This window comes from Streptomyces sp. NPDC021225 (assembly GCF_044332865.1).
Taxonomy (GTDB): domain Bacteria; phylum Actinomycetota; class Actinomycetes; order Streptomycetales; family Streptomycetaceae; genus Streptomyces.
The window spans coordinates 522996-542855 of sequence record NZ_JBIRPV010000005.1; the positions used below are offsets into that span (position 1 = coordinate 522996).

The 19860-nt window shown below is 71.1% G+C and carries 18 protein-coding genes; 11 read left to right on the forward strand and 7 right to left on the reverse strand.

Annotation, left to right across the window (positions count from 1 at the left end; all coding sequences use genetic code 11):
- Positions 1-58 precede the first annotated feature (58 nt).
- The 6 genes from ACH4S9_RS24480 to ACH4S9_RS24505 all read left to right on the forward strand — a co-directional run bounded on the left by ACH4S9_RS24480 (position 59) and on the right by ACH4S9_RS24505 (position 7138).
- A complete protein-coding gene (locus tag ACH4S9_RS24480; RefSeq protein WP_311723412.1) occupies positions 59-901 on the forward strand; it encodes a nitrilase-related carbon-nitrogen hydrolase in 843 nt (280 codons plus the stop codon).
- Positions 898-2241, forward strand: coding sequence for an aspartate aminotransferase family protein (locus tag ACH4S9_RS24485; RefSeq protein WP_311723411.1), 1344 nt, complete (start codon positions 898-900; stop codon positions 2239-2241). The genes ACH4S9_RS24480 and ACH4S9_RS24485 overlap by 4 nt, the downstream gene beginning before the upstream one ends.
- The gene (gene hydA / locus ACH4S9_RS24490) at positions 2238-3641 is read left to right on the forward strand and encodes a dihydropyrimidinase (RefSeq protein WP_385341288.1); all 1404 of its coding nucleotides are present in this window, start codon (positions 2238-2240) and stop codon (positions 3639-3641) included. The genes ACH4S9_RS24485 and hydA overlap by 4 nt, the downstream gene beginning before the upstream one ends.
- A 45-nt stretch (positions 3642-3686) precedes the next feature.
- On the forward strand, positions 3687-4688 hold the full coding sequence (locus ACH4S9_RS24495; RefSeq protein ID WP_385341134.1) for a TIGR03842 family LLM class F420-dependent oxidoreductase: 1002 nt from the start codon (positions 3687-3689) through the stop codon (positions 4686-4688).
- A 95-nt stretch (positions 4689-4783) separates the two neighbouring features.
- Positions 4784-6313, forward strand: coding sequence for an NCS1 family nucleobase:cation symporter-1 (locus ACH4S9_RS24500; RefSeq protein WP_385341132.1), 1530 nt, complete (start codon positions 4784-4786; stop codon positions 6311-6313).
- 174 nt (positions 6314-6487) lie between these two features.
- Entirely contained in the window at positions 6488-7138 is a 651-nt protein-coding gene (locus tag ACH4S9_RS24505; protein ID WP_398373838.1) for a polysaccharide lyase, read from the forward strand.
- Positions 7139-7149: 11 nt separating this feature from the next.
- On the opposite strand, the gene ACH4S9_RS24510 is transcribed toward ACH4S9_RS24505, so the two are convergent.
- From ACH4S9_RS24510 to ACH4S9_RS24520, 3 genes are all read right to left on the reverse strand, one after another.
- Positions 7150-8205 (reverse strand): biotin/lipoate A/B protein ligase family protein, encoded by a 1056-nt coding sequence (locus tag ACH4S9_RS24510; RefSeq protein WP_385341128.1) that lies wholly within the window; start codon positions 8203-8205, stop codon positions 7150-7152.
- Positions 8206-8282: 77 nt separating this feature from the next.
- Entirely contained in the window at positions 8283-8789 is a 507-nt protein-coding gene (locus ACH4S9_RS24515) for a hypothetical protein (protein WP_398373839.1), read from the reverse strand.
- A 32-nt stretch (positions 8790-8821) separates the two neighbouring features.
- The gene (locus ACH4S9_RS24520; protein WP_398373840.1) at positions 8822-9772 is read right to left on the reverse strand and encodes an SDR family NAD(P)-dependent oxidoreductase; all 951 of its coding nucleotides are present in this window, start codon (positions 9770-9772) and stop codon (positions 8822-8824) included.
- Positions 9773-9922: 150 nt separating this feature from the next.
- On the opposite strand from ACH4S9_RS24520, the gene ACH4S9_RS24525 reads away from it, so the two are divergent.
- Complete coding sequence (locus ACH4S9_RS24525; protein WP_398373841.1) at positions 9923-10477, forward strand: hypothetical protein; 555 nt, start codon at positions 9923-9925, stop codon at positions 10475-10477.
- Between the two features lie 105 nt (positions 10478-10582).
- Positions 10583-11878 carry a phosphatase PAP2 family protein gene (locus ACH4S9_RS24530; protein WP_311723849.1) on the forward strand — a complete coding sequence of 432 codons (1296 nt, stop codon included), beginning with the start codon at positions 10583-10585 and terminating at the stop codon, positions 11876-11878.
- A gap of 1 nt (position 11879) precedes the next feature.
- Here ACH4S9_RS24530 and ACH4S9_RS24535 read toward each other — a convergent pair whose 3' ends face one another.
- Positions 11880-12737 carry a helix-turn-helix domain-containing protein gene (locus ACH4S9_RS24535; protein WP_398373842.1) on the reverse strand — a complete coding sequence of 286 codons (858 nt, stop codon included), beginning with the start codon at positions 12735-12737 and terminating at the stop codon, positions 11880-11882.
- 148 nt (positions 12738-12885) lie between these two features.
- Between ACH4S9_RS24535 and ACH4S9_RS24540 the strand changes: the two genes are divergently transcribed.
- Positions 12886-13485, forward strand: a complete 600-nt coding sequence (locus tag ACH4S9_RS24540) for an NADPH-dependent FMN reductase (RefSeq protein ID WP_385341120.1) — start codon at positions 12886-12888, stop codon at positions 13483-13485.
- Between the two features lie 22 nt (positions 13486-13507).
- Here ACH4S9_RS24540 and ACH4S9_RS24545 read toward each other — a convergent pair whose 3' ends face one another.
- Entirely contained in the window at positions 13508-14680 is a 1173-nt protein-coding gene (locus ACH4S9_RS24545; RefSeq protein WP_311723848.1) for an MFS transporter, read from the reverse strand.
- Positions 14681-14786: 106 nt separating this feature from the next.
- On the opposite strand from ACH4S9_RS24545, the gene ACH4S9_RS24550 reads away from it, so the two are divergent.
- Positions 14787-15560, forward strand: a complete 774-nt coding sequence (locus tag ACH4S9_RS24550) for a helix-turn-helix transcriptional regulator (RefSeq protein ID WP_358844241.1) — start codon at positions 14787-14789, stop codon at positions 15558-15560.
- A gap of 19 nt (positions 15561-15579) precedes the next feature.
- On the opposite strand, the gene ACH4S9_RS24555 is transcribed toward ACH4S9_RS24550, so the two are convergent.
- Positions 15580-16434 (reverse strand): hydrolase, encoded by an 855-nt coding sequence (locus ACH4S9_RS24555; protein WP_398373843.1) that lies wholly within the window; start codon positions 16432-16434, stop codon positions 15580-15582.
- A gap of 217 nt (positions 16435-16651) precedes the next feature.
- Between ACH4S9_RS24555 and ACH4S9_RS24560 the strand changes: the two genes are divergently transcribed.
- Positions 16652-18721: a sulfatase gene (locus ACH4S9_RS24560; protein WP_398373844.1), complete on the forward strand. Its 2070-nt coding sequence runs from the start codon at positions 16652-16654 to the stop codon at positions 18719-18721.
- 5 nt (positions 18722-18726) lie between these two features.
- Here ACH4S9_RS24560 and ACH4S9_RS24565 read toward each other — a convergent pair whose 3' ends face one another.
- Positions 18727-19644, reverse strand: a complete 918-nt coding sequence (locus ACH4S9_RS24565) for a zinc-binding dehydrogenase (RefSeq protein WP_398373845.1) — start codon at positions 19642-19644, stop codon at positions 18727-18729.
- Positions 19645-19860: the final 216 nt, after the last annotated feature.

Consider the following 19860-nt stretch of genomic DNA (forward strand, 5'->3'; position numbering starts at 1 on the left):
TTCTTTCCACAGCCGGAATCTACGTGCGTAGACGCCTGCGAAGGCGAAGGAGCTGACCATGCCCAACGTCGTACGTGCCGCGCTCGTCCAGTGCACCTGGACCGGCGATACCGAATCGATGATCGCGAAGCATGAGGAGTACGCCCGGCAGGCGGCCGCCCAGGGCGCCCAGGTGATCGGCTTCCAGGAGGTGTTCAACGCCCCGTACTTCTGCCAGGTGCAGGAGGCCGAGCACTACCGCTGGGCGGAGCCGGTCCCGGACGGGCCGACGGTCCGGCGCATGCGGGAGCTGGCCCGGGAGACCGGCATGGTGATGGTGGTGCCGGTCTTCGAGGAGGAGCAGTCCGGCTTCTACTACAACACCGCGGCGGTGATCGACGCGGACGGCAGCTTCCTCGGCAAGTACCGCAAGCACCACATCCCGCAGGTCAAGGGGTTCTGGGAGAAGTACTACTTCAAACCGGGGAACCTGGGCTGGCCGGTGTTCGACACGGCCGTCGGCAAGGTCGGCGTGTACATCTGCTACGACCGTCACTTCCCGGAGGGCTGGCGGGAGCTGGGCCTGGCCGGCGCCCAGCTGGTCTACAACCCCTCGGCCACCTCGCGCGGCCTCTCGGCGTATCTGTGGCAGCTGGAACAGCCCGCGGCCGCCGTCGCCAACGAGTACTTCATCGCCGCGATCAACCGCGTGGGCGTGGAGGAGTACGGCGACAACGACTTCTACGGCACCAGCTACTTCGTGGACCCGCGCGGCCAGTTGGTCGGCGAGGCGGCCGGCGACAAGGAAGAGGCGCTGGTCGTCCGGGACCTGGACTTCGGCCTGATCGACGAGGTGCGCCGGCAGTGGGCGTTCTACCGGGATCGGCGGCCTGACGCCTACGAGGGGCTGGTGAAGCCGTGAGTGACGATCTGTACGCCCGGCACAAGGCCGTGCTGCCCGACTGGCTCGCCCTCTACTACGAGCGGCCGATCGAGCTGACACACGGCGAGGGCCGCCACGTCTGGGACGCCGACGGCCACCGCTACCTCGACTTCTTCGGCGGCATCCTCACCACCATGACCGCCCACGCCCTCCCCGAGGTCACCAAGGCGGTCGGCGAGCAGGCGGCGCGGATCATCCACAGCTCCACGCTCTATCTCGACCGCCCCATGGTGGAGCTCGCCGAGCGCGTCGCCGAGCTGTCCGGCATCCCCGACCCGCGCGTCTTCTTCACCACCTCCGGCACCGAGGCCAATGACACGGCCCTGCTCCTGGCCACCACGCTCCGGCGCTCCAACCAGATCCTGGCGATGCGCAACAGCTACCACGGCCGGTCGTTCTCGACCGTCGGCATCACCGGCAACCGCTCGTGGTCGCCGACCAGCCTGTCCCCGCTTCAGACGCTGTACGTGCACGGCGGGGTGCGCGGCCGCGGCCCGTACGCCGGGTTGTCGGACGCCGAGTTCATCAAGGGGTGTGTCGCGGACCTGGAGGACGTCCTGGGCCAGGCGTACGGCCAGGTGGCGGCGCTGATCGCGGAGCCCGTGCAGGGCGTCGGCGGCTTCACCTCCCCGCCGGACGGGCTGTTCGCCGCCTTCCGTGAGGTCCTGGACCGGCACGGCATCCTGTGGATCAGCGACGAGGTGCAGACCGGCTGGGGGCGCACCGGCGACCACTTCTGGGGCTGGCAGGCGCACGCCGCCTCCGGCCCGCCCGACGTCCTCACCTTCGCCAAGGGCATCGGCAACGGCATGTCCATCGGCGGGGTCGTCGCCCGCGCAGAGGTCATGAACTGCCTGGACGCCAACTCCATCTCCACCTTCGGCGGCAGCCCGGTCACCATGGCCGCCGGCCTCGCCAACCTCACCTACCTCCTCGAACACGACCTCCAGGGCAACGCGCGACGCGTCGGCGGGCTGCTCATGGACCGGCTGCGCGCCGCGGCCGCCGGGCTCGACGTCGTACGCGAGGTGCGCGGCCGGGGGCTGATGATCGGCATCGAGATGGTCGAGCCGGGCAGCGGCCGGCCGTCGCCCGAGGCGGCCTCGGCCGTCCTGGAGGTGGCCCGCGAGGAGGGGCTGCTGCTCGGCAAGGGCGGCGGCCACAACAGCAGCGTGCTGCGCGTCGCCCCGCCGCTGAGCCTGACCGCCGCCGAGGCGGAGGAGGGCGCGGAGATCCTCGCGACGGCGCTCCGCGCGGCGCAGGCCATGGCGGACGGATCGGCGGAAGTGGCCGGCGAGGTCGGAAGGAGCGCACGCTGATGTCCCGCACCGTGATCCGTGGCGGCCTGGTCGTCACCGCCGCCGAGGAGACCCGGGCCGACGTCCTTGTCGAGGACGGCCGCGTCGCCGCCCTCGCGGCGCCCGACAGCGCGTACGCCCAGGGCTGGACGGCCGACCGTACAATCGACGCGACCGACAAGTACGTCATCCCGGGCGGGGTCGACGCGCACACCCACATGGAGCTGCCGTTCGGCGGCACGTCCGCCTCCGACACGTTCGAGACGGGCACCCGCGCCGCCGCCTGGGGCGGCACGACGACCATCGTGGACTTCGCGGTCCAGTCCGTGGGCCACTCGCTGCGCGAGGGCCTCGACGCCTGGCACGCCAAGGCGGCCGACCGGTGCGCGATCGACTACGCCTTCCACATGATCCTCTCCGACGTCAACGAGGGCTCGCTGAAGGAGATGGACCTCCTCGTCGGGGAAGGCGTCACGTCCTTCAAGCTCTTCATGGCCTACCCGGGCGTCTTCTACAGCGACGACGGGCAGATCCTGCGGGCCATGCAGCGCGGTGCCGTGGGCGGCGGGCTGATCATGATGCACGCCGAGAACGGCATCGCCATCGATGTCCTGGTCGAGCAGGCCCTCGCCGAGGGCAGGACCGACCCCCGCTACCACGGCGAGGTCCGCAAGGCGCTGCTGGAGGCGGAGGCGACCCACCGCGCGATCCAGCTGGCCCGGGTGGCCGGGGCCCCGCTGTATGTCGTCCACGTCTCGGCCGAGGAGGCCGTCGCGGAGCTGACCCAGGCCCGCGACAAGGGGCTTCCCGTCTTCGGCGAGACCTGTCCCCAGTACCTCTTCCTGTCCACGGACAACCTCGCCGAGCCGGACTTCGAGGGCGCCAAGTACGTCTGCTCCACCCCGCTGCGGCCCCGCGAGCACCAGGCCGCGCTGTGGCGGGGCTTGCGCACCAACGACCTTCAGGTCGTCTCCACCGACCACTGCCCCTTCTGCTTCGCGGGCCAGAAGGAGCTGGGCCGCGGCGACTTCTCCAAGATCCCCAACGGGCTGCCGGGCGTGGAGAACCGGATGGACCTCCTCCATCAGGCGGTCGTGGACGGTCATATCTCGCGCCGCCGCTGGATCGAGATCGCCTGTGCCGCCCCGGCCCGGATGTTCGGCCTCTACCCGAAGAAGGGCACCATCGCCCCCGGCACGGACGCGGACATCGTCGTCTACGACCCGCGGGCCGAGCAGACGATGTCCGCCGAGACCCACCACATGAACGTCGACTACTCGGCGTACGAGGGGAAGCGGATCACCGGACAGGTGGAGACCGTGCTCTCGCGCGGCGAAACCGTCATCGACCGGCGGCGGTTCACGGGGCGTGCGGGGCACGGCCAGTACATCGCGCGCGACACCTGCCAGTACCTGGACTGACCCGTATCCGGGCTGACCCTTACCTGGACTGACCTGGGAGCGAGTATGGACTTCGGACTCGTCCTTCAGACCGATCCGCCGGCGTCGGGGGTCGTCGATCTGATGAGGCGCGCGGAGGGCGCCGGCTTCACCTATGGCTGGACGTTCGACTCGGCCGTGCTGTGGCAGGAGCCGTTCGTCATCTACAGCCGCATCCTGGAACACACCGAGCGGCTGATCGTCGGCCCCATGGTGACCAACCCCGGGACCCGCACCTGGGAGGTCACCGCCTCCACCTTCGCCACCCTCAACGAGATGTACGGCAACCGCACCGTGTGCGGCATCGGCCGCGGCGACTCCGCCATGCGGGTGGCGGGCCGCAAGCCGAACACCCTCGCCCGCCTCGGCGAGGCCATCGACGCCATCCGCGACCTGGCCGAGGGGCGGGAGGCGGTCGTCGACGGCACCCCCGTGCAGCTCCCCTGGGTCGAGGGCGGCAGGCTGCCCGTCTGGATGGCCGCCTACGGACCCAAGGCGCTCGCCCTCACCGGCCGCAAGGCCGACGGCTTCATCCTCCAGCTCGCCGACCCGTATCTGACGGGGTGGATGGTCAAGGCGGTGCGGGACGCCGCCGCGGACGCCGGGCGCGACCCGGACTCCCTCACCATCTGCGTCGCCGCCCCCGCGTACATCGGGGACGACCTCGACCACGCGCGTGAGCAGTGCCGCTGGTTCGGCGGCATGGTCGGCAACCACGTCGCCGACCTGGTGAGCCGCTACGGCGAACACTCCGACGCCGTCCCCGAGGCGCTGACCGCGTACATCAAGGGACGCGCGGGCTACGACTACGGCCACCACGGCCGCACGGGGCACCCCAGCACGGGCTTCGTCCCCGACGAGATCGTCGACCACTTCTGTCTGCTCGGCCCGGCCGAGGCCCATATCGACAAACTGCGCGTGCTGCGCGGGCTGGGGGTCGACCAGTTCGCGATCTACGCCATGCACGACGCGAAGGAGGCGACCATCGACGCGTACGGCGAACGCGTCATCCCGGCGCTGACCAGCTGACCGTCCCCCTCCCCCTCCCCCTCCCCCCGACACCCGCACATGGTTCCCGTCCTCCTCACCGCTGTCGAAACCGCTGTCGAACGAAGAGGGGCCCCATGACCGCTGCCCAGATGACCCACCCGGACGGCCGCGTCGAGCTGCCCGTGGGCGCCGCTGCCCCCACCGGGCCGTACGCCAACGCGGACCTGCTGCCCGTACCCGTCGCCGGACGCACCTGGAACACCTACAACTTCACCGCCCTATGGGTCGGCATGGCCCACAACGCGGCCACCTGGACGCTAGCCTCCGGCCTCATCCAGCTCGGCATGGACTGGAAGCAGGCGGTGCTGACCATCGCCGTGGCCAATGTGATCGTGCTGGTGCCGATGCTGCTCACCGGCCATGCCGGCCCGCGCTACGGCATCCCGTTCCCCGTCTTCGCCCGCGCTTCCTTCGGCGTGCGGGGCGCGAACTTCCCGGCGCTGATCCGCGCGGCCGTGGCGTGCGCGTGGTTCGGCATCCAGACGTGGATCGGCGGGGCGGCCATCTTCCTCCTCGCGGGGAAGCTGTTCGGCGACCGGTGGACCGGCGCCGCCTCCTTCGGCGGCTATCCATGGACCCATTGGCTGTCCTTCGCGCTCTTCTGGGCCCTCCAGATCGCGATCATCGTGCGCGGCATGGAGACCCTGCGGCGCTTCGAGAACTGGGCCGCGCCGTTCGTCATCATCGGCGCGATCGCCCTGCTGATCTGGATATCGAACAAGGCCGGGGGCCTGGGCCCGCTGCTGGACCAGCCTTCCCGGCTCGGCTGGGGCGGCGACTTCTGGTCGGTGTTCTTCCCCGCCCTGATGCCGATGATCGGTTTCTGGTCGACCCTGTCGCTCAACATCCCCGACTTCACGCGCTACGGGGCCAACCAGCGCTCCCAGTTCTGGGGCCAGTCGCTGGGCCTGCCCACCACCATGACACTCTTCACCCTGCTCTCGGTCCTGGTGACCTCCGGTACACAGGCGGTCTACGGCGCCCCCATCTGGCAGCCGGAGCAGGTGGCCGCCAAGATCGACAACGGGGCGGGCGTCCTGTTCGCGCTGATCACGATCCTGATCGCCACCGTGTCCGTGAACATCGCGGCGAATGTCGTCTCGCCCGCCTTCGACCTGTCCAACATGGCGCCCGGAAAGATCACCTTCCGGGTGGGCGCGATCATCGCCGCGGTCGTCGGGGTCGTCATCTTCCCCTGGAAGCTGTACTCCAGCCCCGATGTGTACATCTTCACCTGGCTCGACACGGTCGGCGCGCTCCTCGGCACCGTCGCGGGCATCCTGATCGCCGACTACTGGATCATCCGCCGCACCTTCCTCCACCTCCCCGACCTCTACCGCGAGGGCGGCCGCTACTGGTACTCGGGCGGCTGGAACCGGCGGGCGCTCGCCGCCTTCGCGGCGGGCGGGCTGCTCGCGATCGGCGGCGCGCACACCGACCCCGGCACGGCGGGCCCGTTCCCGGCGGACGGGCTGATCCCGTTTCTGAAGCCGCTGGGCGACTACGGCTGGGCGGTCGGGCTCGGGACCTCCCTCGTCCTCTACACGCTGCTGATGCTGGGGCGGCGAGAGAGGCGGCGAGAGGAAACGGCCTCCGAGGCGTAATCCTCGGACCTTTTCAGGATAAGTCCTTGACCCTTGCCGCGGTCGCTCCCATCATCTGACGGCATGAAGCGACGACAGGCACTCACATTGCTCGGAGGTCTTGGCTTAGCCGGACCACTCGCCACTCTCACGCCCTCCGGCAGGGCATCGGCCGCCGATGACTTGCCGGAGGGCGTGTACTTCCAGAACCGAGGCAGCGTCGAGGGCTGGGACTACAGCTACGCCCAGAAACAGGGGTCGATCAGCACCATCGACACCCCGACCTACAAGGGCGCGCACTCACTGGACGCGACCCAGACCTACATCGACGAAACCGGGGGCTATCACTCCGAAGTCCTCCGGCGGGGCGCGCAGAGCGTCGGCCAGGACCGCTACTACGGCCAGGCCATCCGGCTGGCCCCCGACTGGCGGTTCCACGACCAGAACGTCACCTTCCAGCAGTGGTCCCCCGAGGACCCGGAGGGCCCCTGGCTGCTGATGTTCGTCCAGGGGGACGAGATCCGGTACGGCGGCCGCGCGGTCTCCGGGACGGTCGGAGCGATCACCGACCTGCGGGGCGCCTGGATCAGGCTGGTCGTACGGCTCAAGCTGGCCGGGGACGGCCAGGGCGCGTACGAGGTGTGGCTCAACGGCAGGAAGACCGTGAGCTCGACCGGCATCACCCTGCTGCCCTCCACCTCGCAGACCATCCGCTGGTCCAGCGGCATCTACTGCACGGCCTGGCGGGACGGCACACCCGCCGGGGCGTCCACGCTGACGATCCTCCACGACCAGCACCGGATCGCCTCGTCGTACGCCCTGGCGGAGCCGGCCAACTGGACCTGACCCCGCCGTCGTCACGGCACCCGGGTGGTCCACTCGCGCGAGCCGAACTTGTCCTCCGCCAGCCGCCGCGCCCGCGCCGCCTCCGCCTCCGTCACCGCGCCCTCCGCGAGCCCGTACCGCTCACGGAACGAGGCGATCATCCGGTCGATGACGGCGGCGCGCGCCAGCCCGGTCTGCCGGCGCAGCGGGTCCACGCGCTTCTTCGCGCTCCTGGTCCCCTTGTCGGACAGCTTCTCCCGGCCGATGCGCAGCACCTCCACCATCTTGTCCGCGTCGATGTCGTACGACATCGTCACGTGGTGCAGCACCGCCCCTGACCCGGTCACCACCCGCTTCTGCGCGGCGCCGCCGATCTTCCCGGCGTCGGTCGCGATGTCGTTGAGCGGCTGGTACCAGGCAGCGATACCCATGTCGCCGAGCGCGCCCAGCACCCAGTCGTCGAGGTACGCGTACGAGTCGGCGAAGGACAGTCCGGACACCAGCGACTCGGGCACATACAGCGAGTACGTGATGGTGTTGCCGGGCTCCACGAACATCGCCCCGCCGCCGCTGATCCGCCGCACCACCTCGACGCCGTGGCGCTCCGCGCCCTCGGGGTCCACCTCGTTGCGCAGCGACTGGAAGCTGCCGATGATCACGGCGGGGGAGGCCCACTCCCACACCCGCAGCGTCGGCGGCCGCCGCCCCAGCGCGACCTCCTCGGTCAGCACCTCGTCCAGCGCCATGTGCAGGGCGGGCGACTGCGGGCCCTCGTGGATCAGCTGCCAGTCGTAGTCCGTCCAGTCGGTGGCATGCGCCAGCGCCCGCCGCACCGCGACGCCCACGGCGTCGGCGGTGAACCCGAACATGACCGTGCCCTCCGGCAGCGCCGCCTCGACCCGGGCCGCGAGCCCGCGCGCGTCGGTGTCCGCGGGCGCGCCCTCCAGCGCGCGGTTCATGGCGAGCAGCGCCTCGTCGGGCTCCAGGAAGAAGTCACCGGCGACCCGGACGTCCCGCAGCCTCCCGTCCTCGACCTCGAGGTCCACGACCACGAGCTTTCCGCCCGGCACCTTGTACTCACCGTGCATTCGCGCACCTTCGTTCTTGTTGCTGCCTCTGTGTCCCCAGCTCCGGCGGCACCGAGGATTATTCCGCCACGGTGGGCTCAGCCGAGCGGGTGCGGCCGGGACAGGGGGTGTGGCGGGGCGAAGGACAGGCCGTTCTCGTCGAGGGCGTTGTAGACGGTGATCCGGCCGTGCGGAAAGACGAAGCCGACATCGACGGTTCCTCGGGCCGCGTCGGTGCCGGTCCATTCGAGGAGCTCGACGTTGCGCACGGGTTGGCCCAGGAGAGGCGCCGCCTCGGGGATGGCGTCGTCACGCCATCGGAGGGCGAAGCCCGGCCACTCGACGGGGCGGCGCGGATCGATGGCGTTCCAGGTGAGGGAGAGCTCGTCGAGCTTCCAGTGGTTGATCTCCACCTGCTCGCCGTCGAAGTCGAGCAACACGGGGCAGTCCGGAAACCACTCGTCGTCCTCCAGATCCCACACCACCCATAGCCGGGTCAGGGGGCGGCTGATGAGGGTCCGCAGCCGGGCTCCGTGGACCTGCCCGACCGCGCGGGGGCCGCTCATCCAGCGCGGCCGGTAGTCCTGGATCCCGAAGTCGAACACGCGATCAGTGTGGCAGTCGCCCGCCACGTCCTTTATGCGAGGCCGGAACTCGGGTCGACGCCGGTCAGCTCCCGGCTCGCGTCCCACAGGCGTGCCGCGACCGTGGTGTCGGCCAGGTGGTCCCAGAGGGGTTCGACCCGGGGCAGGCCACGCAGTCCGAACACCCGGGGAGCCCACAGCTGCCCGCCGGTCACGGACGGGTCGAGCACGGCGCGCACCGCGGGCCACGCGGCGGCCTCCTTGCCCTGGACGAGCAGGCCGGCGGGCAGGCCGCGCAGCCGGGCGGCGGTGGTGCGGAGGTGGACGGGTGGGCGCGAGGGGGTGAGGGAGTCCAGCGCGCCGCCGGGGTGGGTGACCACACTCAGCGCCGTGCCGCCCGCCGCCCGCAGGCGGCGGTCGAGCTCCAGGCCGAAGAGCATCTGCGCCAGCTTGGACCGTCCGTAGGCGCGTTTGGGCCGGTAGTCCCGGGTGCTCTGGAGGTCGTCGAGGTCCAGCCGCTCGGACTTCGCCGCGAAGCTGCCGGTGGTGACGATACGGGCCGCGGGGGCGGCCGCGAGCAGCGGCGCGAGCCACCACGTCAGCGCGAAGTGCCCGAGGTGGTTGGTCGCGAACATCAGCTCATGGCCGTCCTGGCTCTCGCGGCGCGGCGGGTGGTCGAACATCACCCCGGCGTTGTGGACGACCGCGTCGAGACGGTCCAGCGGCAGTGCGGCCACGGCGGCCTTGAGCGAGGAGAGATCGGCAAGGTCCAGCCGCAGGGAGCGCACCCGCGCGCCGGGGACCCGCGACCGGATCGAGGCCATCGCGGTCTCGGCCTTCGCCATGTCCCGGCTGCCGAGCACGACGGTGGCCCCCGCACCGGCGAGTTGCTCGGCCACGAAGTAGCCGATACCCGCGTTGCCGCCGGTGACCAGGACATTCCTGTCCTGGGCGGACGGCAGTCGATGAACGTCCCACGGCTGGGTCTGGGCTGCGGAGGGCATACGGGCTCCTTGCGCTCGGGATGATGCCGGACGCGTCCAGCGTCACGGCCGTCACCGATACGCCGCCGACAGATCGCCGATCGCGCTCTGTGCACACCCGAACAGTAGGGTCGCCTCATCTGTCTGCTCTTCTTCTTCCGAGGCGGCCCGATGAGTGACACATACTCACCGATACCCGAGCTGAATCTGCTCAAAGAGTTCGACGATCAATGCGCGGACTTCTACTCACCAGGGTTCGAACTGCGGGAGTACAACAACGACTCGTCCTGGCTGGAATCGGAGAATCCGGAGTTCGACGACCGCGTGATCCCCTTCGCCAAGGCCACCACATCCGGTTCCTTCTACGCGCTGTGGCGCTGCGACGACCGGGCGGACCTCGCCACCCTGCCCGTGCTCTTCTTCGGTGACGAGGGCGATCTCTACGTCGCCGCGCACGATCTGCGGGACCTGTTCTGGGACCTCCTCGACGAGGAGTTCGACGGCCCGCCTCCCACGCGCCAGACGTACGTCGACACGCGCCAGGCGTACCTCACCTGGCTGAAGCGGCACTTCGGTCCCGCACACCCCACCTACGACCACAGCCCCATGGAGGAGCACGGCCGGCGGTTCGCCGACTGGCTGCTGAGCGTGGGAGAAGAGGACGCTGCCGACGTCGTGATCGAGAATCTTGAGCCGATCAGGGGGGCGGCTGAACGCCCTCTTTAGTCAAAAGCCAACAAATCGGTCAAGTAATTGATGCATATAGTATCTCGGGTGTTGTCGCGAATAAATTGCAGAATCAACTTCGCCGCGTGGCGCCAACCGCGGACGATGCTGTGGGTCACGGCGGGTGTGGTGACCCTTGGATTCCTCATCGCGCTGGAGATCGTCGCGCGTCACTACGGCCTGCCGGGGCCGATGACCAGCCAAGCGCGCGAGGTCATATTTCCGCCCAAACCGGGGCCGCTGTATGCCGGTATGGCATTGATGATGGTGGTGCTCACCTGGCGGCAACGGTTTATCGCGGCCGGCGCCGCGATCGGCATCGACGTCGTCTTCGTGCTGGTGCGGTGGGCGGCCGGCGTCAAGGTGCCCGCTGATCATTTCTTCGGCAACGGCGCGTTGTGGGTGATGCTGGGCTGTGCGGTGATCGCCGTCACACGCCGCACCGGCCGGGAGCGTGTCCTGCTGCTGAAGGGGGTCGGTCTCGGCCTGCTGCTGGTGGCCGGCCGCAAGACCGGCGATACCTGGCTGCTCATCACGTCGAAGGCCCGCCCGGAGGTGCTCGACCAGTACGTGGCAACCGCCGATCACGCGCTGGGCAACCCGTCGTGGCTGGCGGGCCGGATCCTCAGGGCCACCGACCCGATCGGCACCCATCTTCTCGACTGGGTCTACGGTGAGCTCGCGGTGGCCGCGGTCGTCGTCGCGCTGTACCAGCTGCGCAACGTGGCGGCAGAGCGCCGCTTCCCGACCCACCATCTGGTGCGCACCTTTCTGGTGATCGGCCTCCTCGGGCCGGCCTTCTACATGATCTTCCCGGTGGTCGGGCCGATCTTCGCCTACGGCCCGGGCACCTCCGGCACCGGCGGCCTTCAGTGGGCGGTGGCCGACCTGTGGCCGCACACGTTGCCGACGATCAGTACCCCGCACCCGTTCACCTACGACGGGATCACCCCGCGGAACTGCATGCCCAGCCTGCACACGGCATGGGCCACCGCGATCTTCATCCATACCCGCAAGGGCCCACGGACTCTGCGCTACGCGGGCACCTTCTGGCTGATCGCCACGCTCGGCGCGACGCTGGGCTTCGGCTACCACTACGGCGTGGATCTCATCGCCGGCGTGGTGTTCGCGCTCACGATCGAGGCAGCGCTGCGCACGTTCGACCGCGGCTGGGACCGGTCGGGAATCCAGCTGGTCGCCTACGGCACCGTGGTCTTCGCCGCGCTCCTGGTGTCGTATCGCTATCTGCCGATGCAGATGGCCGCACATCCGTGGGTGTTTGGACCACTGCTCATGCTGGCGATGATCTCCGTGATCTACGGCTACGTACGGACCACCAGACTGTGGGAACCGAAGGCCGCACCCGCGCGCCAACCGGAACCGCAACCCGAACCGGCGTGAGTCACCCGGACGACACCGCCCGCAGCGCGCCCGGCCGGCGGCCCGTGAGGAGGTCGAGGGCGGCGGAGGTGGCGTCGTCGGCGGGGAGGTGGACGATGAGCCGCTGGTCGTCGTCGGCGGGCAGTTCGAGGGTCTCGTACGCCAGGCGCAGGTCGCCCACCTCGGGGTGGCGCAGCCGGGTAACCCCGCTGGACCTGGGGAGGCCGGGCAGGGTGGCCACCCGGCCGGTGAAGGCGTCTCCGGTCGTGACGGTCAACTCGTCGGCGAGCTGGGCGATATGGGGGTCGGCGCGGAACGGGCCCTGCTTGAGCGCGGCGACCTGTTCGTCGGCGACGGCGGCCCAGTCGGGGTAGGCGGTGCGGGCGCGCAGGTCGGTGAAGACGAAGCGGGCGACGTTCGGCGGGCTGCCGTCCAGCAGGCCGATGGGGCCCGCCAGCCGCTCGTAGCCCGCCGTGTGGGCGAGGATCTCGCTGAGGCGGTTGAGGAGTACGGCCGGGGCGGGCTCCAGGCGGTCGAGCAGGGCCCGCACGGTGGGGCGCACCGTACGGCCCGGGAGCGCGTCGCCCATGCAGCTGTAGCCGGGCTCGGCGCCCTTGGTCAGGCGGTGCAGATGGATGCGCTCGGCCGGGGTGAGGCGGAGCGCGTCGGCCAGCGCGGCGATCACCTGCGCGGAGGGGCGGCGGTCCCGGCCCTGCTCCAGCCGGGTCACGTACTCGACGCTCACCCCGGCCAGCGTGGCCAGCTCGGCCCGGCGCAGCCCCGGCGTACGGCGGCGGGGGCCGGTGGGCAGCCCCACCTCGGCGGGGGAGACCGCTTCCCGGCGCAGGCGCAGGAACATGCCCAGCTCGTTGTCGCTCACCGTACGAACTTAACAGCCGGGTTGAACGGGATCGTGGCCCTGCCACTACCAGTCTTGGCCCGGCCTTCCTGGCACTGGCGCGGCCCGGCAGGTTGGACGTCGTGGCCCTCACGGCCACTTCGTCACTTCACAAGGAGCGATCCCAGCCATGTCCAGCCAGACCCTCAAGCTCGCGGTGATCCTCGGCAGTGTCCGGGAAGGGCGGTTCGGCCCGACGGTCGCCAACTGGTTCGTCGAACAGGCCGAGGCGCACGGCCGGTTCGCCGTGGACCTCATCGACCTGGCCGATACGCCACTGCCGCTCGCCCTGCCGCCCATGCCCCCCGCCATTGACCCGAACCTGCCCCGCCCAGCCGAGATGGCGGACCTCACCGCGCGGCTCGCCGCGGCCGACGCGTTCGTCGTCGTGACGCCGGACTACAACCGCTCCTACCCGGCCGCGCTGAAGGCCGCGATCGACTGGCACTACGTCGAGTGGCAGACCAAGCCGATCGGCTTCGTCGGCTACAGCGGGGCCAGCGGCGGCCTGCTGGCCATCGAGGGCCTGCGGCAGGTCTTCAACGAGCTACAGGCCCACACGGTCCGCGACTACGTCTCCTTCCCCCGGTACTACGAGCTGTTCGGCCCCGACGGCACGCTCAAGAACCCCGAGGGCCCGAACACCGCGGCGAAGACGATGCTGGACCAGCTCGACTGGTGGGGCTCGGTGCTCCACGACGCCCGTCGCGACCGGCCGTTCGCGGCGTAGGCGGCCCGGCTCGCCTGAGGGATCAGCGGGTGCCGGGCGTCCCAGCCCCGGCCCTGGTCCCAGGGGCGGGCCCCGGCTCGCGCTCGGTCTCCGGCTCCGTGAGCGTGCCCGCGACGAGCCAGGCCAGGGCGCACAGGGCGATCAGCGGAGCCAGCGCGGTGCGCAGCCCCGCGGCATCGGCGAGGGCGCCGATGCCCGGGCTGGCCACGCCCCCGACGCTGACGGCCAGCCCCAGCGTGACGCCGCTGGCCGTGCCGATCCGGTTCGGCAGATAGTCCTGGCCCAGAGTGACGTGCAGCGAGAACGGCACGTACAGCGCGGCGGCCGTCAGGGCGGCGAAGGCGTAGAGCGCCGGTCCGGGGACGAACACCAGCCCGGCGACGGCGGGTACGGCCGCCCCGTAGGCGATGCGCAGCGTGCGGACCCGCCCCCAGCGCGCGGCCAGCGGCCCGCCCAGTACGGTGCCGACGGCGCCCCCGGCGAACAGCGTGAACAGCGCCGCGGACCCCGTCGCCGAGCCTCCGGGCACGCGCTCCTGGGCGTACAGGGCGATGAACGCGCTCAGGCCCACGAAGACGATCGAACGGCAGACGATGATCGCCGAGAGCCGCAGAAACACCGGCCAGTCGTCGCGGCCCGCGCCCCGCGCGGCGGCCTGCTCGGCCGCCGCGCGCCGGGCGAGGGACCGGATCACGGAGGCCGTCAGCACCACCCCGGCCACCGCGGGCGCCACCAGCCACGGAGACGCGCCCAGCCCGCCGGTGGACAGGACGGGGGCCACGGCGACCGGTGCCAGGGCGAAGCCGATGTTGCCGCCGAGGGAGTACCAGCCCATTGCCACATGGCTGCCGCGGCTCGCCGTCCGGGCCAGCCGGGCCGACTCGGGGTGGTAGGCGGCCACCCCGATGCCCGAGAGGGCCACCGCCAGCCAGGTGAGCAGATACGAGTCGCCGGGCCCGGACAGGGCGATGCCAAGACCCGCGCCGAGCGAACTCGCGGGGATCAGCCACGGCATCGTCCACCGGTCCGTCAGCGCCCCGAACAAGGGCTGCACGATCGAGGACAGCAGGGTGGCCGCCAGCACGATGCCGGACGCCGCCACATAGCCGTAGTGGCGCTCGGCCACCAGGAACGGCACCAGCGTGGGCACAGCGCCCTGGTAGAAGTCCACGGTCGCGTGGCCGATGGCCATCATCGTGATCGGTCGGGACACGGAGCGGTCGCGGGAGTGGTTTTTCGGGGTCACGCCGACGATCCTCCAGGCGCCGCGGGCTGGCGGGCTTCCGATAAACTGCCAAGTGATGTCGGTATCCCGCCAAGCGTCCCGCCGGACCATCCCGGCCCGCGCACACACGCCGACGACCACCCGCTTCCTGGACCCGGGCACCGGGCTGTCCGCACACCGCCATGACGTGCACCAGGTCGTCTACGCGGGGCGCGGCGTGCTCTCGGTCACCACCGAGGCCGGGAGCTGGGTCGCCCCGGCCACCCGGGCCATCTGGATCCCCGTCGGCACCCTGCACGAACACCGGGCCTTCGGGCACACCGTGCTGCACGGCGTCGGCCTGCCGGTGGACGTCAACCCGCTGGGACTTGACCGGCCCGCCGTGCTGGCCGTCGGGCCGCTGCTGCGCGAGCTGATCGTCGCGTACAGCCGCCCGGAGGCCGACCCGGGGACCGCCGAGTCCCGCCGGCTGCTCGCGGTCCTGCTCGACCAGTTGCGGCAGGCTCCGCAGCAGCCCCTGCATCTGCCCACGGCCCGGGATCCGCGGCTGGCCGCCGTGTGCGCGCTCCTCCAGCACGACCCCGCGGATCCTCGGCCGCTCGCCGAGCTGGGCGCCCGGGCCGGGGCGAGCGCCCGCACGCTCACCCGTCTCTTCCGCACCGAGATGGGGATGACGTTTCCCCAATGGCGCGCCCAACTACGGCTGCACCACGCGCTGCTGCTGCTCTCCGACGGCCTCACCGTCACCGCGGTCGCCCACCGCTGCGGCTGGGCCTCGGCCAGCGCGTTCATCGATGTCTTCCGCCGCGCGTTCGGCTGCACCCCCGGCGACTACCGCGCGCGGACCTGACGCTCAGCGGACCTGACGCTCAGCCGCAGCCGATCCGCGCGGTCCCGACGGCGACGTCGTCGTACCAGAGCGTGTCGTCGCCCTCGCCGTAGCTCTCCCAGCCCAGCCGCAGATCCGTGGGCGCCGGCCGCCAGCCGCCCCGGGCCAGCCACTGCTGGTCGACGTCCTGGGTCGGGGTGCCGTCCACGACCAGGCCGGTGACCAGGGAGCCGTTGACCCAGGTGTCGAGGCGGCCCGCGGAGCGGTCGAGCCGGAACTCCAGACAGGTCCAGGTGTTGAGCGGCAGCGGCGTGGACAGCGCCACGCCCGCCGGGCTCTGGGCGGGCAGGGTGGCGTCGTCGGACTCGCGGTTCCACTGGAGGGCCTTGTTCTGCCCGCCCATCCGCAGGTCCTTCGCGTTGTCGTTGGTGTCGCGCAGGGCGGCGAACGTGACGTGCTGGGCGGGCAGCGCGGTGGTGTGTCGGACCCAGAAGCGCGCGTACAGCTCCGAGCCGGCCGGGACGTCGGACAGGGAGGTGCCGGCGAAGGCGTGGTTGCAGTACCCGGCCTTGCCGGTGACCCGGACGGACTTGGTGCCGCCGTGGGCGACGGTGGAGTCCACGGTCGCGGTGCCGGTGCCGGAGCAGTTGGCCACCGTTGTGTTCCAGCGGCCCGCGGGGGCGGTGCCGGTCTGCGACTCGAAGTCCTCGCAGAAGCCGTTCGCCGAACACGCGGCGGCCGCGCGGGCGGGTGCGGACGAGGCGGTGGCGGTGGCGGTGGCGGTGGCGGTGGCGGTGGGGGTGATGGCCGCCGCCGCGGCCAGCGCGGCGGTCGCCGCCGCGAGGGCGCGGATGCGCTTGGACGTACGGGGGAGGGGGTGCGGGTCGGGTGCCATGGAGATCCTCCTAGAGGGTATGGGAGCGCTCCCATTGCCGAATGTAGCCGTGGGCATGACAGTCGGGAAGTCAACGGGAGGTCAACTCATCGGCCCTGTGGAAGCGGAGTTGAACTGAAGCCGCCGACCAGCCGTAAGGCATAACGGCGGACCCGACCTCCCGAGCCTGGTCCGCCGTGCCACCATCAGGCTTCGCAAGCACGGAAGGATCTTCGGGGTGTCGCTCTTCACGCGCTCTCGTCAACTGCCGGACAGGGACAAGGCGGACGCCGAGGAGGGCCCGGCCCCGGACGTCCCCTCAGCGCGGCCCGCGCCGGGTGAGGCCGCGAAGGGGGCGGCCGACGGTGACGCCGCCCCAGCCGCGAAGGGTGACGCCGACGACGGCGCCGCCAAGAGCGGCACCGACGGTGACGTCGCTGAACGCGACGCGACCGGCGACACCCCGCCGGACGCCGCTCCCTCCGCCGATAACGCCGCCGAACACTCCCCGGCCGACGCCCATGACGCCCGCGACGGCCGTGGCTGGCGGGACAAGTACCCCGTCGCGGCGCGGGCCTTGGCGTGGGGGACCACCGGCGTGTCCGTCGCGCTCGTGGTCATCGCGCTGCTGCTGCCGAACCAGCTGCCACTCATCACGCCCGGCGCGTTCATACGCATCCCCGTTGAGGCGGTCCTCGGCGCCGGTGCGGTGCTCCTTCTGACGCAGCTGCCGACGCCGGTGCCGAGGCGGGTGGCGGCGGTGTTCGCCGGGGTGTTCCTCGGGCTGCTGACGATCCTCAACCTCCTCGACATAGGCTTCAACGAATTCCTCGGACGCGGGTTCAACCTGGTGCTCGACTGGATCCTGCTCGACGACGCCCAGTCGTACCTCGAGGACTCGCTCGGCTCGACGACCGCGACGTTCGCCGTGGTCGGGGTCGTGGTGCTCGCCGTCGCGCTGCTCGCCGTGATGACGCTGGCGTGTCTGCGCATCAGCAACGTCATGGCCCGGAACAACGCCGTCGCGACCCGCGCCACCTTGGTGCTCGGGACCGCCTGGATCGTCAGCGCGGCGTTCGGGCTCCAGCTGTCGCACCTCCCGCTGGCGTCCCGGAGCACGGTCGCGCTCGTCGAGAACCGGGTGGACCGGGTGAAGGCGACGATGAGGGACGAGCGGGAGTTCGCCAAGGTGGCCGCCGTCGACTCGTACGGGGACACCCCGGGCGATCAGCTGCTGACCGGGCTGCGCGGCAAGGACGTCATTTTCACCTTCATCGAGAGCTACGGCCGCAGCGCCATCGAGGACCCGGTGATCGCGCCCGGGGTCGACGCGGTGCTCGACGAGAAGACCGAGGAGCTGCGCGACGCCGGGTACGCCGCCAAGAGCGGCTGGCTCACCTCCGCGACATACGGCGGCTCCAGCTGGCTCGGCCACTCCACTTTCCTCTCCGGCCTGTGGATCAACAACCAGAACCGCTACCGCACCGTGACCGCGAGCGACCATCTGTCCCTCACCCGCGCCTTCAAGCGCACCGGCGCCTGGCGGACGGTCGGCATCATGCCTGGGGTCACCAAGGAGTGGCCGGAGGGCAAGTTCTACGGCCTCGACCACGTCTACGACTCCCGGGACCTCGGCTACAAGGGCCCCAAGTTCAGCTGGTCGACCATGCCCGACCAGTACGCCCTGACGGCCTTCGAGCGGCTGGAGCACGGCAAGCGGCACGACAAGCCGCTGATGTCGGAGATCATCCTGACCTCCAGCCACCAGCCCTGGGCGCCCATCCCCAAGATGATCGGCTGGGACGAGGTCGGCGACGGCTCGGTCTACGGCGACATCAAGAAGGAGGGCAAGGACCCCAAGGACGTGTTCACGGACTCCACCGAGGTGCGCGAGGAGTACGGCAAGTCCGTTCAGTACTCGCTGAACAGCCTCATCGACTACGTGGTGAAGTACGGCAACAAGAACACCGTGCTCGTCTTCCTCGGGGACCACCAGCCCCTCGCGCGGGTGAGCGGAAACCACGCCAGCCGGGATGTGCCGGTCGCGATCGTCGCGCACGACCCGGATGTGCTGAAGCGGATATCCGACTGGGGCTGGCAGGACGGCCTGAAGCCCGGTCAGGACACCCCGGTCTGGCGGATGGACACCTTCCGGGACCGCTTCCTGAACGCCTACGGCCCGCAGCCGGGCTCCGAGGCGCCCAACTCGGGGTCACCCAACTCGGGGTCACCCGGCTCGGGTTCGTCCGGTTCCAAGCCGTCCGGTTCCGAGTCGTCCGGCTCCAAGGCCTCCGGTTCGTCCCGCTGACCGGATCAGCCCCCGATGTCGAGCACGGCCTTCCCCCGCACGCGCCGCCCCAGCAGCGCCGCCACCGCCTCCGGCGCCCGCTCCCACGAGCCGCGCCAGCCGATCTGCGGGTCGAGCCGGCCCGTGGCCAGCAGGCTCACCAGATACGCGAGGTCCGGGCCGAAGGGCGACCGTACGACGAAGGGTTCGAGGCGCCTGTCGCCGCCCGTCAGCCGCTCGCGCTCGAAGTCGATGGTGGTCGGTTCGAGCGACGCCTTGCCGATGGACTGGGCCGAGCCTCCGGGCTCGACCAGGGCGAACGCCTCGGCCAGCAGCGGGCCGCCCACGTTGTCGAGGACGCCGAAGACCGGCGCGGTGATGTGCTCGAGGCCGACGACGACCTCGTCGGCTCCGAGTTCGCGCAGCCCCTCGCCGCGCTGCGGGCTGCCCACCGCCGCGATGACGTACGCGCCGGCGAGGGCGGCCAGCTGCACCGCGAAGCGCCCCAGGCCGCCCGAGGCGCCGGTGATCAGCACCCGGCGGCCGATCACGGGGCCCAGCCGGCGCACGGCCTGGAGCGCGGAGACCCCCGCGCCCGGCAGGGCGGACGCCGCGCCGAGGTCGACCGCGTCCGGGACGACGGTGAGCTCGGCGGTGTCGACCGCCCGCCGCTCGGCCCACGCTCCCGGTGGTCCGAAGGACACCACGCGGGTGCCGGCCGCGGGACCGGTGCCGTCGGCGGCGGCGCGGACGACGATCCCCGCCGAGTCCCAGCCGAGCAGCTGCCCGGGGCGCGCTCGCTCTTCCCGGTAGGCGAGTTCGCCGAAGTTGAGGGAGGCCGCGTGGACCTCGACGAGGGCCTGCGCGTCGTGTGGCACCGGCTCCGGGGCCTCGCCGAGCCGCAGGCCTTGCGGGGCCCCGGGGTCGTACAGCAGAGCGCGCATCGCGGTCGCGTCCTTTCTGTTCGCTTGGCCCGGCGCCGGAGTCGGCGCCGTCGCGATTCACGCTGCCTCAGGGGTCGGGCCGTCGTCCAAGACCTGTCGTTATAGCCATCGGCTATCAAGGCGGCGGGGCGACTGCCGTCGGCCGTCCGGCATTCCGTCCATCCCCGGATTCGTCCCCAAGTGTCCGACCGGCCGGGTGAGTCCGAGTCCTCCGGC

Excerpts from the sequence above, each read along its gene's own strand:
- ACH4S9_RS24480 (WP_311723412.1), top strand. The coding sequence starts at position 59 with ATGCCCAACGTCGTACGTGCCGCGCTCGTCCAGTGCACCTGGACCGGC.
- ACH4S9_RS24495 (WP_385341134.1), top strand. The coding sequence starts at position 3,687 with ATGGACTTCGGACTCGTCCTTCAGACCGATCCGCCGGCGTCGGGGGTC.
- ACH4S9_RS24500 (WP_385341132.1), top strand. The coding sequence starts at position 4,784 with ATGACCGCTGCCCAGATGACCCACCCGGACGGCCGCGTCGAGCTGCCC.
- ACH4S9_RS24510 (WP_385341128.1), bottom strand. The coding sequence starts at position 8,205 with ATGCACGGTGAGTACAAGGTGCCGGGCGGAAAGCTCGTGGTCGTGGAC.
- ACH4S9_RS24520 (WP_398373840.1), bottom strand. The coding sequence starts at position 9,772 with ATGCCCTCCGCAGCCCAGACCCAGCCGTGGGACGTTCATCGACTGCCG.
- ACH4S9_RS24525 (WP_398373841.1), top strand. The coding sequence starts at position 9,923 with ATGAGTGACACATACTCACCGATACCCGAGCTGAATCTGCTCAAAGAG.
- ACH4S9_RS24530 (WP_311723849.1), top strand. The coding sequence starts at position 10,583 with ATGCTGTGGGTCACGGCGGGTGTGGTGACCCTTGGATTCCTCATCGCG.
- ACH4S9_RS24540 (WP_385341120.1), top strand. The coding sequence starts at position 12,886 with ATGTCCAGCCAGACCCTCAAGCTCGCGGTGATCCTCGGCAGTGTCCGG.
- ACH4S9_RS24545 (WP_311723848.1), bottom strand. The coding sequence starts at position 14,680 with ATGATGGCCATCGGCCACGCGACCGTGGACTTCTACCAGGGCGCTGTG.
- ACH4S9_RS24550 (WP_358844241.1), top strand. The coding sequence starts at position 14,787 with ATGTCGGTATCCCGCCAAGCGTCCCGCCGGACCATCCCGGCCCGCGCA.
- ACH4S9_RS24555 (WP_398373843.1), bottom strand. The coding sequence starts at position 16,434 with ATGGCACCCGACCCGCACCCCCTCCCCCGTACGTCCAAGCGCATCCGC.
- ACH4S9_RS24565 (WP_398373845.1), bottom strand. The coding sequence starts at position 19,644 with ATGCGCGCTCTGCTGTACGACCCCGGGGCCCCGCAAGGCCTGCGGCTC.